Source organism: Bacillus sp. MMSF_3328, assembly GCF_030733525.1.
Taxonomy (GTDB): Bacteria; Bacillota; Bacilli; order Bacillales; family Cytobacillaceae; genus Bacillus_AB; species Bacillus_AB infantis.
Map to the genome: position 1 here is coordinate 38634 of NZ_JASHIV010000025.1, position 18143 is coordinate 56776.

An 18143-nucleotide genomic window follows, 5' to 3' on the forward strand; every position below is an offset into this window, starting at 1 on the left:
AGGTTAACAATATTAATCTATGTTAACATCCTAGATCTTAAGAATTAACTTTCATAGAGGAGTAATCAGATGAAAAAGAAACTGAACTATCTAATCTCACTTTTAACAATCACCCTTATAGCCGGCTGTACCAACGCAGAAGATGCATCCAATACAAATGCAGATACAGTTCCACAAGAAGAAACTACAGTGACTGTTAAACCAGAAGCAGAGAAAGCGTCAAGTGTTCCAGCTGCCAAGGAAACATCAACCCAATCTAATAATGAACTTTTCTCAGGATACAAACTTATTGAAGTTGATGGCGGTGATGTATCTGGATCTCGTGAATCCAAAGTCGTCGTTGACATCGGTTATGGAGACCGGGAATATTGGGCTTTTACCAATGAATACGGGCAGCTGGTTCGTGTCATTGCTGACGAAATCATTCTGCAAGATGACGATAACGAACCAGTATTATCGTCTGGCAGATACTATTCTGATGAGGCAAAGGTTCCTGGTGTCGAAAGTGACGTTTTAGATGAAGGACATATTATTGCTGATTCTCTTGGCGGAGTATCGAATGCTTATAATATTACTCCACAAGATAGTACGCTCAACCGCCATGGCGATCAAGCTTACATGGAAGATGCGATTCGTAAGGCAGGTGGAGCTACTAACTTTGAAGCAATCATCACATATCCGAATACGGAAACGCAGATTCCTTCAAGTTATCAGTATACCTATACTTTAATGGGCACTGAAATTGTTGATACATTCGACAATGTGAACCCTGATGAAGTAAACGAATCACTCGGTTTAACGGGCAGTGAACCAACAGAAACAACTAGTCCAAACACAAGCGGTGATATTTCTAGTGTCGATACAAACGGTAATGGACAGGTGACGATTAAAGAAGCAAAAGCAGCAGGCTTTAGTATGCCAATAACAAGTGATCATTGGTTATACCCATATATGGACGATCGTGATGGCGACGGTATGGTTGGTGAATAACCCCTGCAACTTTCAGGCGCAATAAATGAACGCTAAAAATTTATACGTTGAAAATATAATTATTCTTAACTAGCGGGTGCGTTTCTTCGAAGGAGATCGCACCCTTTTCTTTGCCTTTCCTGAACTCAATCCCGGTAAAGGACCGACCTATACTCTTATGCCTTATGACCAAAATTGATTCAAAACTAGCATTCAATCCTTCATAAACGTGTGGTCACGCCTTCAATATCATGTAAAACAGACCTTCCCGTAAAAAAATCCTCCGCTTTATAAAATTTCATACCTTATGTGAACTATAGTTCATAGTGTTTCTATCTGCTCAGGTATGTAATTACTGTAAAAAGGAGAAATTTCCTTTGGACAAAGAGCAGATACTTTTTATCGGGAGCACAATCAAACGATTAAGAGCCGAGCAGAAACTCAGCCAGGAGGACCTTGCTGGATTAACCGGCTATTCACGCGAGTACATAAGCAAAGTGGAACAAAATCATATTGACCCCAGCCTCGGCGCTGGTACAGCATCAATCGCCAAGGCATTGGGATTGAAGACTTGGGAGTTAGTAAAGATAGCTGAGGAAAATACTCACCTTGAAGAGAAATAACAAATGCTGCAAAGTAGAGTGATCGAGGAGTAATTGTAACCTAATATCCATTACTTCTGTTGAGTACCATTACTATGCCCCTTATATATGGGTTGATGATTGCGATATGCTGTCATTTCTATATAGTTAAGTATTCACTAGAACGAGCTGCCAATTAATTTAATCATTGAAAGGGGACTAATCGTTGATAACTGAATATCGAAATTCTCGAGTTGTAAGGATGAAGAATGAGCACGGGGATGAAGTAGAAGTTGAGCTTCTGCAATTCCCTGCTTATTACAAAGTAACAGCAACGATTTGCCAGGATTCTACGCCCTACAAAGACTGTATAGGAATTGGAGTGGACGATGACAATGCGAACAGTGCTTTAAGGAAGGCACTTCGAGAGCTATACCTGGACGCTTACGGTAAACCCTCTTCACTATTGTTCTCTAGACGGGTATTGAACAAGCTCCCTTTGTAAAATTAACTATAAGATTAAACCATAGGGAAAAGCAGCTGTTTTTCGCTAACTAACTGCTTCTGCTCCCTCCCTGATTCAAGTGAATGCTATTTATATTCATGCATGTAAATTTATTGATGACCTGAAACCAAGACTTTAATCTATCACCGAAAGTGTGATAATACCTGATTACTTTCTCATATTTGAATAAAATCATTGATAAGATACTCTTCCCATCCTTGCAAAATTTTTATTGTGGCTAATTTCTTTATGATTAGAGATCCGTTACTCTTCTATACTTTTCTCTTGACAGCTCTGTTTCTACTGATCTATCTTAATGGTCAACATCGATAATTTGCTATTGAGATTTTTTTGTGAAATTGTTTTTTTAGTAAGTTTAATAACAATTTTCTCAATTATATTTCTACTCCCGTAGAGTGCAAATAACTCCATTTTTTTTGTATAAATCCATAATAATAAGCCATTCAATTTAAATGAATTGACATTACTTGAGCATTAATTTACCATTTGATTATTTTTTTTTACGTTATTAAAACTATCATATTCAAAGTTTATAAAGAAGGTGCCTGACCCCAAAGTGGGAAGTCAGGCACCTTTTGGCAATATTTTTTACGCTCTTTCTATTGTAGACTAAATATCATGAAACTCGACAATACGCATTATTAAGCATGTTAAGCCAAGCTTAATTGATACCGGGATGATGTGTTTCTTTCAATATAATCTGTTCTTTGGTCAAAGTGTGGTCTAAAAAACAATTTCAGTTGTCTACCACATCTTCATTTTCTTCTAAAGGTGTAGAAATAACTTCAATGTCTATACTTTCTTCCTCGGGTTTTTTAATCCCTAAAAGCAACCTAAGATTTGAGTCAAGATTCCCCTTTATAGTAGTAATTTGTTTAATTATATCGTGATTCTTTTTAAATTCGAAATTAACTGCGTTAACTAAAGTATTTTGTTCAACTATACTTGGAGGTTCTGGAACTCTGAGGATCCTGACTTTTTCGATACTAAGCTTTTGTTGCCTTAATTCACTCATTTCTTTTCTCATTTGAAATTGCATAAATGAAGACATAAACAAATATAACAAGAAATCAGGTAAGACCTTTTCCTCATTAATAGAAGATATAAGTGCAACATTTTCAGTTACCCCATAATTAACAGGATTTTTGGCTATACCTAATTTACCTATGGTACCTGCAATTGTAAGTATTACATCATTATGCTTTAGTTGATATTTTTCAATCGAATTAAAGGATTGCTCGCTTATAAACACAACTTGTTCTTCTAAAACTTTTCCATTCTCAACATCAGACCCTCTTAAATATCTGTATTCAGTAGATATATTCTCATATAATGTGCCTTTGGGCAGCCTTTTTCCACCTCTTACTGTAGCTATAGCACTTAGTGGAACACTTTTCCCAGTGACCTTTAATTTCTTCTCAAATTCCTTGGACATACTCAAAAAACGTTGTCCAAAACGGATTAATTTGCTATTACCTATTATATTAGAATTAACCGCTAGAACATTAGGAGGATCTAAAACTGTTTCACCCAAAAACCCTTCTAGACCTTCGTCAACTATTTCAGTGAAATTTTTTACTTTAGCATGTAAATCAGCTAATTTCTTCCATTCATTATCTGTATCTTCAATAAATAACTTTTGGGTATATAAATCTGGCAAAAGCACTTTCAGATTACCTAGTTCATTTACGTCTGCCCTTGATTGACACTTTCCATACTTTATTAAACCCAACGCTGCTTGTACTTCTGGTAAGAACAAGTACCTAAGGAGAAACTCAGGATAAATTTTCTCCTTATTTAGTTTAAGTGGTATTAGTTCCGTAGAGCCAATATAGGTATATTCCTCATTTTTAAAGTCCGGAATAAAAAACTTACCTCTTTCTGGGTCTAATTTACAATAAACTAAATCAGCATTATTAAGAATAACTTTTTTGCTATTAATACTTTCGGTAACGGTATCACTCTTAACAATTCCAAGGCTTCCATATACATCTTGCAGTTCAATTAGTATAACCTCATCTTCTAATGAACCTTTATCAACATATTCTGGTTTTTCATCCAATATTAATGAACTAAGAGACTCCTCAGTAAATGTACATTTATGCTTAAAGATTTCTCCATCAAGACTTTGCCAGAAATAATTATACCTAGCCGAGCACCTTAACTGTGGTGAGTTTGAGATTCCTTTTAATGAAGCAATTCCTATAAATGGTTTTTTATGTTGCCCTGGCTTTACCATTCTAAATTCCCTTTCAAAAAGTCATATATAGTATCATAGTCTTTCGAAATAGGTTCAGTATATATGCCATCCGGATTATAATATAGTTGGTTAGGGCGCTTTTGCTCGCCTAACTTTTTGCTTCTTTTATAGCCTACCTCTTCAGCATGAGCTATTAAAAAATCATACGACAACATTTCAGAAACCTTAGAAAAAGTTAACCATACAGGGTTTGAAATACACTCCTTAATAAGAGAAGAGTATATAGTAACAAGTTCCTCAATTTTAAGTTCTTCTAGCTCTTCATCTGGAACTTTCCCTTTAAGGAGATAGAAAATGGCGTCTTGGGTTTCTAATTCCTTTAGTCTCTTTTTATTAATACCTTTGTTCAAAACCTTTATAGCACTTTCTACTTGGTCAAATGTACTTTCCCATATAGCATCAAATTGCATAACTTCTTTCTGTGTTTTCTTTCTGGCAAATAAAATGCTTGTTTTTGTAGGAGTATAGGGTTTGAATGCTACCATAGGCAACGAGACAATGGCTTTAATTTCAAAAAATCTATATAAAAATATACGAACATCAATATCCTCTTTATTGTCAAAGATACTATCAGGAAGAACTACACCAATTCTTCCGTTTTCTCTAAGTAGCTGAAACCATCTTTCAATAAAAACAGTTTCTGAATTAGACTTAGAGGCAAGCAAATAATTACCTGGCAAAGCTTTTTGAGATTCAGTATCAAGCTCTATACTGAAAGGAGGGTTCGTCATAATTACATCAAATTGATTGTTAACCGTATAATTTTCCATCTTAGGAAATACACCTTTTAAAGATGGCAAAATTATTTTATTATTTTGGGAAAGAGCACTGACTTTGTTAGGTAATGTGTACTCTTCAAACGGTAAAAGACCAGATTTACTGAAAATATTTATATTTCCGTCACCATGTAACACCATATTAACTTTAGTACCCATTGCTAGATCTGAATGTATTTCAACACCATAGAGAAATTCTTTTGCCCAAACATTCGGTGTAAACTCTGGTGCATTTGAGGCTAAAAATTCCCTGCTCTTGTATGATAACTTTGAATGTTTTTTTATATTTTGGATTCTTTCAGAGATATTAGTCATACCTCTAATCAAAAAGTTCCCAGATCCAGCAGACGGATCGCATATATATGGTAACCTTACTTTTACATTATTTTCTCTACCTGTTACTAGATATTCAGCTAACCCTGCAATATCCAAGGTATCAATTATAAAGTCTACAATATTACTATGAGTAAAAAACTGCCCTTTGTCTTGCTTAAATCCGTCGGAAACAATGCCTTCAAAGAACTCACCTAGTAAGTCCTGCTCTTTGTTATAATTTTCTCTAAAGGATGTATCTTGTAATTTTTCAACCACATAAGCTACACTGTTTGAACTAATTTTCTCTCTATCAATTCCCACAGTCTCTTTTAATTCTGAATCAGAATACCCAAGATAAGCTTGTTGACTTTTCTTAAATAAGCTGTTAATTCTATTAAATGTTTCTTCAGGTGTTTCAGGATCAATTCCATTAAATTCTATTTGAAACTCATATTGTTCACCAATGTTGGTCGTTTCTTCATCATATATCTTAGCCAGAAAAAGTTTAACAAGGTTGGAGAAAATATCATTATATGACATCGCCCCTCCCCCCCATAACTTCTTATGGAGATCTCTTCTGATACTAAAAAACTTTAAGGATGTTACATATTTGTCCAGTGGAGCTAAGCCTATTTCATCATCACCATTATCTACGTTTCCAAATCTCCGTTTTTTAGCGATACCATATGACTTTGGAAGTGTATCTAATGCTATCCTACCTTGTTCATCCCAATGGCTATAAGTATTGTACTTTTCAAAATCAATAATTATTGACCTATCATCAAATTCATTACTTCTTGTATCAATTGAATAATATACTAAGTAATTTACTTGTCCATGTTTAGCTTCCAATAATGCTAAATTAAATAATTGTCCTTCAATCAATTCTTGATTTGAGTCATATTCATTAGGTGCTTTTAATTCAATAAAAAGAAAAGCTGCCCCTTTTTCTGTTGATCTATTATCCCTTACTATTACATCTATTCTGGGTTTAATTTTTTTGGGTCTTCCAGCTTCGTAAGATTGTTCCAGTTCTATTGACCCGTCAAGGGGATAATTTAAATCATAATGTAGTCTGCAAACTAATAATGCTCTTACTAATTCCTCATCAGTAACGACAGAAATTTTTCTACCAAGATTTAAATTTTCTTCATTATATTTAATAGAATTTTTATCAATGTGTTTAATAATTTTTTTCTCTTGATCTATATCGCTTATAGTCTTAATAACTTGGTCCTGCCAGCTCATTTCCACTCCTCCAATTAAAACAGACAATTAATATCTTTTTATTACATTTTACTACAAATTACTACATATTGTAATAATGCCTACTTTAATGAGCATTGTATTTATAAAACACTTTTTTCCACACTAACCAGAAACTTATTTTGAAAGAGCCTATATAGAGAAAAGAACTGCTCAAATTAAAAATTGCGCACCCACAATAAGTGTACAATTGATATTCTAAGTTCTCACAATACACTAATAAAAATAAAAGAATGAGTTCTAGTCCATCAATAAATAAATGTTCCCATATTTCACTTTCAAATGCAGGTGCCTGACCGACACACTTTAAAGCATTAGGTATGGGGCCAAGCACCTTTTTCACATTAGCCCTAAATCAGAATGCTGTAATCTCTTGTCAGGACCAGTAAGGGAGAATAATACTTCTTTTTCACTCTAATTTCATATATCCTGTCACTATCGGACACTTCATTTGCCACTAGAGCCAATGGGTTTTCAGTTGGGCTTTCCTTTGCTTAATTACAAAGTGAATGCCTGACCCCACACGCTATAAAGCAATAGCTAATGTATGGGTTTAAATCGCTATGGGAATACACCATAGGAAAGAGCTATTCAAGGGATGGAACAGGATTGCGAGGTGGATAGCTTGAAACTCACTCCCCACACGCTTGAAAAGCATAGGATGCAGCCAACTTATTTGGAGCACAAAATTTCTACTTCAAATAACTTCAAGTACAAATTCCAATCAAAATCTAGTAAGATATCCACTAGAGACATTTATACATGGGGGTAAAAAAATGAGCGTATTATACGTAAAAGATTTAAGCCACGGCTTTGGTGATCGTGCGATTTTTAATGATGTGTCTTTTCGTCTTTTAAAAGGTGAACACGTTGGACTTGTTGGGGCAAATGGTGAGGGTAAGTCTACTTTCATGAATATTGTAACTGGCAAGCTGCAGCCCGATGAGGGCAAAGTGGAGTGGTCACGAAAAGTTCGAGTTGGTTATTTAGATCAGAACTCTGTACTTCAAAAAGGGACGACGATGCGAGAGGCTTTGAGTACTGCCTTTCAATATCTATTTGATGCTGAAGCAGAGATCAATGAACTTTATGGAAAAATGGGTGATGAAGGTGCTGATATCGAGGCACTGCTTGCTGAAGTTGGAGAGCTGCAGGAAACGTTAGATAGTAACGATTTCTATCAGATTAACTCAAAGGTTGAGGAAGTTGCGCGTGGTCTGGGATTAGACGATGTCGGACTGGATCGGGATGTAGATGATCTCAGCGGCGGGCAGCGTACGAAAGTTCTGCTGGCTAAGCTTTTGCTGGAGAAGCCTGAAATCCTCTTGCTTGATGAGCCTACGAACTATTTGGATGAACAGCATATCGAATGGCTGAAGCGCTATTTACAGGAATATGAAAATGCCTTTATCCTGATTTCACATGATATTCCATTCTTGAACAGTGTTGTTAACTTGATCTATCATATGGAAAATCAGGAATTGAACCGCTATGTTGGTGACTATGATAACTTCTTAAATATACATGAAATGAAGAAGCAGCAGCTGGAGTCTGCTTACAAGCGCCAGCAGCAGGAAATTGCCGGTTTAAAGGACTTTGTCGCCCGTAACAAAGCAAATGTCGCGACTCGTAATATGGCGATGTCCCGCCAGAAGAAGCTCGACAAAATGGAAGTGATTGAGTTGGGGAGAGAAAAGCCGAAGCCGGAATTTCATTTCAAAGAAGCCCGTGCAGCCAGCCGCTGGATTTTCACAGCAGAAAATCTGGTTATTGGATACGACGAACCACTATCCCGCCCGCTGAATTTAAAAATGGAACGCGGACAAAAAATTGCCTTCGTGGGTGCTAACGGTATTGGTAAGTCTACTCTTTTAAAAAGCATTCTTGGGCTTGTTAATCCGATTTCGGGTAAAGTCGAACGCGGTGAATATCAACACCTCGGTTATTTCGAGCAAGAGGTTAAAGAGGCCAACTATAACACTTGTATCGAAGAAATCTGGAGCGAATTCCCAAGCCTGAATCAGGCTGAAGTCCGCGCTGCTCTTGCAAAATGCGGATTAACAACCAAGCATATCGAAAGTAAAGTCGAAGTCCTATCCGGCGGCGAAAAAGCCAAAGTACGCCTGTGTAAAATTCTAAACACAGAAACGAACTTACTCATCCTAGATGAGCCTACCAACCACCTGGATGTCGACGCAAAGGAAGAACTAAAGCGTGCTCTAAAAGCCTACCGCGGAAGTATATTAATGGTATCCCACGAACCTGATTTTTATCGTGAAATTGCGACCGATATTTGGAATTGTGAGGATTGGACTACGAAGGTGTTTTGATTAATTTTGGGTACTTAGTGATTTTGGAATAATTTTCTTAGGTACCCCCTTTTTTGCTAACCAGCATTTTTCATCTCAAAAGCCCATCCAAACTGATTGTTTGAATGGGCTTTTATTTAAAAAAGTGCCTGACCCCACACAACGTAAAGCATTAGCGAATGGGGGTTCAGGTACCTACTTCCAAACAAAAGATAAGTTAATTCTCAAACAAAAGAGGTTACCAGTTTGGTAACCTTTTATCTTCCTCCTAGATAAACTTTAATATATCCTTTATAAGGCGTTTCTCTATAGTGCTCATATCCCTTTTCTGTTTTGCGCTCTCGTCTTGGGTAATAATTTAGCTTCATCAGCACATCTTCTAACTTTCTTTCTAAATGATCATATCTCTCATTATTCATTTGTGCTAATTGTATCCTTCCCTTAAGGTTATGAAGCTCTTGATGTAGCCTTTTTTGTTTCAAAGAGTTTTTTCGTGCTTTTTTTACATTTAATAAAATAATTTGTTTAATAGTTGCTAATTCCTTTTTAATACCCTGTACCGTTACTTTATGAACTCTATTTAGCATAACTTCTGAGAAATCATTTAATCCCGCTGGTTTGCCAATAAAAAACGCACTAAGATTCCCCTTATTTTTTTCCTTATGTTTAACTGATCTGATTTGCAGGAATAAAAACAAGCCATTTTTTTCTTCTGATATACAGAGAGCTGGAACAAATTTATTCTCATTACTTTTTATTATATAAATCTTACCACTCTTATCCATATTAATTCCTCACTAATTTCTTAGTTCTCCTAACACCCGCAGACAGGTCTACCATAAACATTTCTTATTTTTTTATTACAAGAATTACAAATTTCAGGGTTGTCATCGTATCCGAAGCCTCCTACACCTTTTACTATAACCCCCTGACTCCTCATAATTATAGCTTTTACAGGTTGCTCAGGGAACTTTCCAGTTAATTTAAATACAACGCCGGAGACAGTATACCCTTTCTTCCTTAACAATTTGAATTCCTTAAGCATTTCTATGTCTTTATCAGCAAAAGCCAATTTATCGCTTTTCTTTTTAACATAAGGAATAATACAACCGGTTTGCCTTAATCTCTTTGTCCAGCCCCTTAATTCATTAGGGTGAACATTTAGCATTAAAGAAACTTGCCTAAAAGAATACACTTAAACCCTTCCTAACCTAGAATATTTTTCCTTTCATCATATCCATATGGGTGAAATTCTGCAATATATTTTTACAATATTGTAAAATTGACAGAAAAAGAAATCATCCCCTTAAATACATGGGCCTGGATTTCAAGTATTCTTCGCTAATTTGCTATAGCAAATAAAAAGCACCCAATAAAGGGTGTTCAAAAAGTGACTTCAACTAGTAACATTAAAAGCCATATGGATATGGATGGGTATTTATTTTAAAAAGCTTTGAAACGTACGTATCTTTCACTCTTAACGGAATAATGTTCAAGATAGCCTTCCCCTGCAAGGTTATCTAACACTCTTACAATGGTAGGTAAAGCATGCCCGAATTCTATACGTATCTTATCTATAAGAACTTTATAATTCTCTGTTTCACCAAACTTATACTCCTTGTTTAAATATTTCTTAATTCTTTTTGTTGTATTAGTATATGATGTTTCTTCAGCAAGATTAGCAAGAGAAACGAATCCCAAATTTAATTTAGGGGTTAATGAATCTTCTTTTGAATTAAGTAATTGCTTTAAATCATCTATTAGTTGCTGGTGTTCAGGAAAGTTATTACTTTCTTTATCTTTAATAAAGTTTTTTACCTCGTCTTTCCATTCCTGAATATTGGAAACTTGTTCAATTAATTGATCCCTTAGTAAAGTAATTTCATCTAATTTATTCATTAGGTTTCCAATTATCTCTTGAGAGCCCTCGTTTGTTTCAGAAAGCTTCTCTGCAGTCTCTTTCAGGTCAATTACTGATTGTCTTTGCCCTGCAACATCAATTAGGGATAATACAATAGCTATTACGGATAGGATTAACGATGAAACTGTAGAAGCAGTCCCCATCGTGGTACTTGCTCCTTCAGTATCTCCAAATGCAATTACCAAGAAAAACGAAATAACAATAATAGCTATAATTATTATATATACCAAATGACTAGTTCTTACATATTCTTTCATTTTCCAACCTTCTTTCCCCTTATATTTCGACAAGAAAGAGATAATCACCTCTCCATAAAATAAAAAGCACCCATAAAGGATGCTCAAGATAATCTCGGCATTTCTGAAAGTAGATTTTGGGTCTTAATTTGTGCAGCTATCCAATATATTGTTAGTTCTATCAAACCTTTTAAATCTTCAATATCCTTAGTGATCCACTTTCGGATATAGTGTGTTTCATCATTCCCCAACCAAACTGCTCGTTCAGAAACTTTCTTTATATTTGTATCAGTGATATGTTCGTTTATACATTTGCCGAGGAACTTTCCTTCAATTTGATCTTTATCCTCGTTTTGAAAAGAAATTAAATAATCTTTTATTATAAATTCTAGTGCTTTTCTATATTCCATGCCAGCAATATGATTAAGTCCACTTGCCTCTGCCTCAGCTGCTTGATTATATATTTCAGAGAACATTGGGGAAATATCATTTATTTCGGCATCAAATTCTCTTGGTCTTATTTTGTTCGGCATACATTCTCCTAGAGTCCACGTTGAACTACCTGACTTTGGACTATTATAGTATGCTATAAAAACTCGTTTGCAATCGTCATTTGTGCAAGCACATACCAATTCTATTCTTAACGCACTTGCGGAAGAGTCATTGTGTATTGCATTGATTGGTGTTGGCCGTTGCGCAAAGTGGCAAATCGGACAGACATCAGGGTAACGATCAATATAAGCATCATATCTAAGCGTTGAATCTTGTCCTTTAACTTTTATATATTTTATTTGTATCATTTATTTCTCCCTTTTAATCCCTAATATTAAGCAAAAAGTAAAGATAAGTACTCCCGAAGGAATGCTTTATTCTTGTATAAATCCTATAGTTTTTTTTGGCTCTTCTGGTGTTTCCTTTGGTAGTGAAACTAATAAAAAATTAAGTTGACTTACATGTTGTAGCAACTCCACTGGAGTTCCGTTGTCTGCTAAATTTCCTATAAATTTAATTAACTTCTTTCCTTTATAACCAATCCCAGTAATATTCACTGTTATTGTTTGTCCAAAAGAAGCTAACATAACACCAACTTCATGGTTCTCATCTAACTTTGATTGAAACTCATTTGCTGCAGAATGAAGTTCTTCAGCAATAGTGTCTGCATCATCTTTAAATTTAATGTTATCCAAATTAGGCGGATTAAACACCTTATACACCTCCCCTCACTACAATTATGAGAAAAAGGAAATTATTGGACAACCCCTATCGTTCGTCAAATAATGACAAAAAGGTTTTTCTCTGCTTTGTAAATCTCATTTACAACTATATTTCTCTATATTTTTTTAAAGCTTTTCTTGAGAGTTTGGATATATATGAAAGAAAAAGTATTACAATACTCTAATTAAGCACTCCTGCGTACTCTGATTAAGCACCCTTTGCAATAGTGCTTAATAAAGCACTCCTGCGTACTCTGATTAAGCACCCTTTGCAATAGTGCTTAATAAAGCACTCCCCTACATAAAAAGGCGACACTCCCAACCTGAGCGCCGCCTATCCTATATTACCGATAATATAATCACGCCAGTCTCCAAGCAACACGACTTCTTCCCGTCTTTTTTTCGATTTATTTTAGGAATTGAATTGTTTTGGATTATTTCCTCCTTTAATACTGATGTTATAACAGTATTGCCTTTCTTTAAACATTAACCGTCTACGCAGGTAAACTTACTCAGTTGTTGGAAAATAGTATTCTTTAACTTCAAAATAACAGTTTACATTTAAATCGTAATTTAACGCCCTAATAACATTTATTGACTTTGGTTTAATTACATAATTGTTTATATACTTGTTACTCAATACATCTTCAAGCTCTATTTTTATATTTAAATGGGGTAGTTGTTCTAAATCCAAATGAAGTTTTCCCGTTAACTGAAAATATGTATTATAAAGAGCGATAAATGCATGAGGAATTTTTACTTTGATGTCATCTCCTCTTTCAATCGCCAAGAATTCTTCTATAGGGAATTCTTCCAAGGCAAACAAGTTAGATCCAGCATATTCTTTACCGTTTGACCTATAGTTGTAATTTATATAAAGCCCCTTCTTCCCAGTCTGGTCGTGATAATCATCTATATCTCCCTCAATAAATACATATGTTCCTGGGTCAACAATGTTTCTAAAAACTGAATTATAATTTAGCATGTTAACAGTCACATTTACATTTTTAGCAATACCGTTACTTAAGTTTTTAATTACTATGTAAGAAGAATTTGATGTACCCCCTAAATCATATGTTCCAGTGTCCCAATTGAGGACATGCGGTGCCATTTTGTAGTCGAAATCAATATTTATTTCCTTTGGTTTAACAATCATAAAAGGCCGTAGTAATCTTCTGTTATTTTCACTAACTTCATTAAAATTACTACGAGCTGTATGTGCATTAATCATTGCCGAAATAGAAGCTCCTACTCCAGCCATCATTGCAAATATTGATATTAGCAATTGTCCCCAACTCAAAAATTTACACCCCTTAAAAAATTTCGATTTTTCTTATCCATGGAGTCTAATGACTATTTCCTTTTTACTTACGAAAGAGGTAAACTATTTAATTTGCCTCCAAAGGAGAATAATGCATCTTCTCACTCTTATTATTCCATCACTCTAAATATTTTAACTTAAAAACTATTTATCTGCTTTCATAGTTTTTTTCTAACAACCTTCAAACTTAATTCACTTTGAGCCTCAGACCTCTCAAAGGTGTTGCCATTTGCTTCGCTGTCGACCTAATCGCGTATTTAGCGACACAAGTCAAGTGTTCTTCTCAGTCTTTACCGAAATGTAATTTTCCCAATCATATATAATATCCTTTTTTATTGAGGTCTCTTTACAAACGAATTGGGAATCATATAAAATTTTACTTATGATCGTAGATTTTACCTTTAGTTGGACATCTTCAAATTATAGTAAGCCAGACGGATTCTTGACGTTACATTTTAGCAATAATATAACCTTAAAAGGGAAGAATTATATTGAAGCAGAAATTCTACTGTCCTGACTGTGCAATTAAAATTTCTAAGCGTAAAACATGCGCAAATTGCGGATTAGTCGTACGAAAATGTAAAAATTGTGATGCTGTCAATTTTGTTAGAAAAAATGAATTCTTAATAGCTTCTTGTTCACATTGTTTTCAACAAATGATTAGTGGTACAACCACACTAACTAAAGATTCTCCTTTTGTACATGAGGAAAGCAAAACTTCTAGAAAAAAATGTTTATACTGTAATGACTATGTTTCCTCCTTGTCGAGCTTAGTTTGTTTCAAGTGCAGGACATAAAAAGAAAAGAATATTATCTTTTTGCAATTACCGGCTATACTTTAATACTCGTTTTATGTCTCTCCGCGTTCTTCCTCAGTCATTTATCATACTTTAAATTTTAGCATTTATATTTAGCCCTTTTCTTATTAGTAACTGTGTACATGAGATTCATCTTAATATTATAATTTACCAGAAATAGGCACCCGATCCCACATAATGTGGGGTCAGGCACCTAATTCTATTGTTTTTCTTTCAAATAAATAATAAACTTAAAATCCTTGTGCCTAATTTCAGGTTGCTAAATTTTATAATCAATTTCCTGCGGCTGAACACTTACTTCTTATGTGAATGTGTTGAAAAGAGATGCTTCGCAGGCTTCCATCTCTTGAAAGAAGGTGCCTGACCCCACACGCTTTAAAGCATTAGCTAATGTGGGGCCAGGCACCTATTTTAGGAATTTCATTTCAAAGAAGCCCGTGCAGCCAGCCGCTGGATTTTTACAGCTGAAGATCTTGTTATTGGATACGATGAACCACTGTCCCGACCGCTGAATTTAAACATGGAAAGCGGCGAATATCAGCACCTCGGTTACTTCGAGCAAGAGGTTAAAGAGGCCAACTATAACACTTGCATTGAATAAATCTGGAGTGAATTCCCAAGCATGAATCAGGCTGAAGTCCGCGCTGCTCTTGCAAAATGCGGATTAACAACCAAGCATATTGAAAGCAAAGTCGAAGTCCTATCCGGAGGCGAAAAAGCCAAAGTCCGCCTGTGCAAAATTTCAAACACAGAAACGAACTTACTCATTCTAGACGAGCCTACCAACCACCTGGATGTCGACGCAAAAGAAGAACTAAAGCGTGCTCTAAAAGCCTATCGCGGAAGCATATTGATGGTATCCCACGAACCTGACTTCTACCGTGAAATTGCGACCGATATTTGGAATTGTGAGGATTGGACTACGAAGGTGTTTTGATTAATTTTGGGTACTTAGTGAATTTGGAGTAAATCGCTTAGGTACCCTATTTTTATTGGCCAACATTTTTCATAAGAACTCTTTTTTTGATAAAAGCCCATCCAAACTAATGTTTGAATGAGCTTTTATTTATTTCGATGTAATTTGGAAACAACCTCAACATGTGTTGAGTATATGTGGCAACACATGAGGTTGCTGCTGGTTTACATAAAAATATAATTCTGCAGGGTAACAGTTCTTTGCGCAAACGGGTCTAGCTAATTTGTTCTAATTCAATTTTTTCAACCGTTTCATTATTCCTTTTCTTCAGCATTGATCTAATGCACAATAAGTATAATGGATCAGTAAATACCCATTCAGTCCCTTTGGGCACCTTCTTTATAGGAGCATCTTCATATCTTTCTATTTCTCTTAATACGTTTCCTATTCCAAGAGTTACACCAGAAGTTGATATAGGGAATTCTCTTTTTACAATTTCTTCAACATCATTTGTTGTAAATGATCTTTTTTCAATACGTCCTAATGCATACAAAACTTGGTTTCTCCTACCTACTGTTGTTTCTTTGGAATTCATCATATTTTGGATGATTGTATAATTCTTAACCAAATATTCTTTAATGTATTTTTTTGTAGCCGTTTCTAAAAATGTCTCTTTTGCCTCCCATTCATTTTCCTCACAAATCTCTGCTAGAAATTCACAAAATTCATGCATCCTTTGTGGGATTCCATCTGTTACCAAATAAATATAATCCTGATATTTTTTTAATAACTCTGATTCAAAAGAGACTTTTAATTCATCAATAAATCCTTTTTTTACAAAGTCGTCCACCTGATTTTTATTTAATTTTGATACTTCATCTATTTCAGATAGCCTATTAGCAATTGAGGATAAGTTATCTACTTTTCTATAGTATTCTTTAAGTCCATTTGGTACTCCAACAATAATGAATTTGACTTTAAATTGTGAGATATAATCATCATCTAATAACAGGATCATATTACCAAGTTCATTCATTAACTTTTCATTATTGAATATGGTTTCTAAGTTATCAAGACTGTTTTTTCCCTGCGTCTTTGTACATATTCTCTAATAGCAACTCAAAGGAATCTTTACCTTTAAATTGATATGTTTTCGTGTGATCAATTTTTCCTTTTGCAACATACGCTGATAATTGCCCTTCTTTTTTCTCACTATAACCTGTATTTACTACTATTCCTTTCCTTCCAAGCAGATCTTCCATTTCTTTTCGAATACTTCCTTTAGAATCTGCAGTAGATAAGTTGACAGTTTCAAAAAGAGTATTTTCTTCGCCTAAAACCTTTTTGTATAACCAAGACTTACCACTACCACTTTCTCCATGGACAATTATGTGCTTGGATCTCGTAATAGCTCTTGCTAACTGTTTTTCTAATCCCTCTCTTTGTATGTACATTCTCTTATTTACATGATGACTTCTCGGCGTAAATACTTCATTTACTGGCTTTCGTTTCTGTTTGGCAAACACCTAAATCACACCCATAAAAAGATATTTTTTCCTCTAAATCCCTTACTCCTACTATAAAACTTTCAAAGTATATTTTAAACACTATTTAGCCAAAAAAGTGCTGATTTTTCAGAATCAAGTTTAAATCTATTAATTGCGCTTTATTTTCGAAAAGGTTGTATTAACGACAGAGTTAAAACCCCCAAAAGGTTCAGAGCCGCATCTCTGTTTAAACGCTGTCGTTTGCCGGGCTCGACAATAATAATTCGAGTAAAGAATAACAGAGGGAGCGTCCTTAAATCATGCAAAATAAGAGGTTGATGAGCGGAGCATGGTGTAAAATCAGCGTAGCAATCAAATCATTAGGCAAGGTATTTCAGCTGTTTCAGACTGAATTAATGTGGGGTCAGGCACCTATTTCTTGTAATATAGAAATTGCTCCCTACTTTCGAAGGTGACATTCTCGTAGATATCAGGAACATAAGCTAGCCACAATTGTAGAATACCTTTAATGATATTCCTATTTAATATATGGTATAATTTTCCCATTAATTATTAGAGAGAGTGAGCGTAATTAAATGAGGGATAATCCAACATCCAAAGGTCAAGTTTTTCATAAGAATACTATATTACAAATTCATGATGAAATTTATTTCAAAGTAAACCAGAAATATATAGATGTTTTTTTATGTGGAGGAGCAAGTAGTAAAAAACATATATCAGTTCGCGATAAAATAAGGGATGGATTAAGCAACTTTGAGAATATTAGAATTCTATACCCAGAGGATTTATTTATTGAGATGCTTAATAAAGATAAAGACTACAATTTATTAAGTCTTGAAAGATTTCTTGCTGATAATTGTGACATTATTTGTATAGTTTGTGAAAGTGCTGGTTCATTAGTTGAATTAGGGGCTTTCACTAACAATGAGAACACGGTTGATAAGGTAATAGCACTCATTGAAGAAAAAAGAAAAAGACAAAAAAGTTTTATAATGTTAGGACCTGTAAAAATTTTAAAGAAAATAAGTAAAGAACGGGTAGTATTTTATAATGAACATTTAGAAGGTATTAATGAGAAATTAAAAAAGGCTTTTGAAAAAAAAATAAAGCATTCTAAAGATATAAAGGATGGAAGCTCTAAGCCAATCAACACATTATTAGGATTATACTATTTTATTCCTTTAATTCTATATTTTTTTAAAAAAAT

General features: G+C 34.6%; 14 protein-coding genes and 1 pseudogene. 5 read left to right on the forward strand and 10 right to left on the reverse strand.

Going from position 1 to position 18143, the window contains the following annotated elements; genetic code table 11:
• The first annotated feature begins 69 nt into the window (after positions 1-69).
• Complete coding sequence (locus RBB45_RS23470) at positions 70-990, forward strand: DNA/RNA non-specific endonuclease (protein ID WP_306010439.1); 921 nt, start codon at positions 70-72, stop codon at positions 988-990.
• A 356-nt stretch (positions 991-1346) separates the two neighbouring features.
• Positions 1347-1592, forward strand: a complete 246-nt coding sequence (locus RBB45_RS23475; RefSeq protein WP_306010440.1) for a helix-turn-helix domain-containing protein — start codon at positions 1347-1349, stop codon at positions 1590-1592.
• A gap of 1220 nt (positions 1593-2812) precedes the next feature.
• On the opposite strand, the gene RBB45_RS23480 is transcribed toward RBB45_RS23475, so the two are convergent.
• On the reverse strand, positions 2813-4315 hold the full coding sequence (locus tag RBB45_RS23480; protein ID WP_306010441.1) for a restriction endonuclease subunit S: 1503 nt from the start codon (positions 4313-4315) through the stop codon (positions 2813-2815).
• Positions 4309-6675, reverse strand: a complete 2367-nt coding sequence (locus RBB45_RS23485) for a type I restriction-modification system subunit M (protein WP_306010442.1) — start codon at positions 6673-6675, stop codon at positions 4309-4311. Before RBB45_RS23485 ends, RBB45_RS23480 begins: the two co-directional genes overlap by 7 nt.
• A gap of 794 nt (positions 6676-7469) precedes the next feature.
• Between RBB45_RS23485 and RBB45_RS23490 the strand changes: the two genes are divergently transcribed.
• The gene (locus RBB45_RS23490; RefSeq protein ID WP_306010443.1) at positions 7470-9023 is read left to right on the forward strand and encodes an ABC-F family ATP-binding cassette domain-containing protein; all 1554 of its coding nucleotides are present in this window, start codon (positions 7470-7472) and stop codon (positions 9021-9023) included.
• A gap of 236 nt (positions 9024-9259) precedes the next feature.
• On the opposite strand, the gene RBB45_RS23495 is transcribed toward RBB45_RS23490, so the two are convergent.
• The 6 genes from RBB45_RS23495 to RBB45_RS23520 form a co-directional block, all read right to left on the reverse strand.
• Positions 9260-9787 carry a hypothetical protein gene (locus RBB45_RS23495; RefSeq protein WP_306010444.1) on the reverse strand — a complete coding sequence of 176 codons (528 nt, stop codon included), beginning with the start codon at positions 9785-9787 and terminating at the stop codon, positions 9260-9262.
• 29 nt (positions 9788-9816) lie between these two features.
• Complete coding sequence (locus RBB45_RS23500; protein ID WP_306010445.1) at positions 9817-10197, reverse strand: MerR family transcriptional regulator; 381 nt, start codon at positions 10195-10197, stop codon at positions 9817-9819.
• Positions 10198-10445: 248 nt separating this feature from the next.
• Complete coding sequence (locus RBB45_RS23505) at positions 10446-11180, reverse strand: hypothetical protein (RefSeq protein ID WP_306010446.1); 735 nt, start codon at positions 11178-11180, stop codon at positions 10446-10448.
• An 83-nt stretch (positions 11181-11263) separates the two neighbouring features.
• Positions 11264-11959 (reverse strand): hypothetical protein, encoded by a 696-nt coding sequence (locus tag RBB45_RS23510; protein WP_306010447.1) that lies wholly within the window; start codon positions 11957-11959, stop codon positions 11264-11266.
• A gap of 66 nt (positions 11960-12025) precedes the next feature.
• Complete coding sequence (locus RBB45_RS23515; protein ID WP_306010448.1) at positions 12026-12364, reverse strand: DUF6173 family protein; 339 nt, start codon at positions 12362-12364, stop codon at positions 12026-12028.
• 517 nt (positions 12365-12881) lie between these two features.
• Complete coding sequence (locus RBB45_RS23520) at positions 12882-13673, reverse strand: hypothetical protein (protein ID WP_306010449.1); 792 nt, start codon at positions 13671-13673, stop codon at positions 12882-12884.
• A 1254-nt stretch (positions 13674-14927) separates the two neighbouring features.
• Here RBB45_RS23520 and RBB45_RS23525 point away from each other — a divergent pair.
• Positions 14928-15449: pseudogene (locus RBB45_RS23525) on the forward strand (ATP-binding cassette domain-containing protein); the annotation flags it as partial.
• Between the two features lie 253 nt (positions 15450-15702).
• Here RBB45_RS23525 and RBB45_RS23530 read toward each other — a convergent pair.
• Complete coding sequence (locus RBB45_RS23530; protein ID WP_306010450.1) at positions 15703-16464, reverse strand: hypothetical protein; 762 nt, start codon at positions 16462-16464, stop codon at positions 15703-15705.
• A 34-nt stretch (positions 16465-16498) separates the two neighbouring features.
• Positions 16499-16954, reverse strand: a complete 456-nt coding sequence (locus tag RBB45_RS23535) for a P-loop NTPase family protein (protein ID WP_306010451.1) — start codon at positions 16952-16954, stop codon at positions 16499-16501.
• 557 nt (positions 16955-17511) lie between these two features.
• Between RBB45_RS23535 and RBB45_RS23540 the strand changes: the two genes are divergently transcribed.
• The coding region (locus RBB45_RS23540) for a retron St85 family effector protein (RefSeq protein WP_306010452.1) at positions 17512-18143 on the forward strand (632 nt) is incomplete at its 3' end.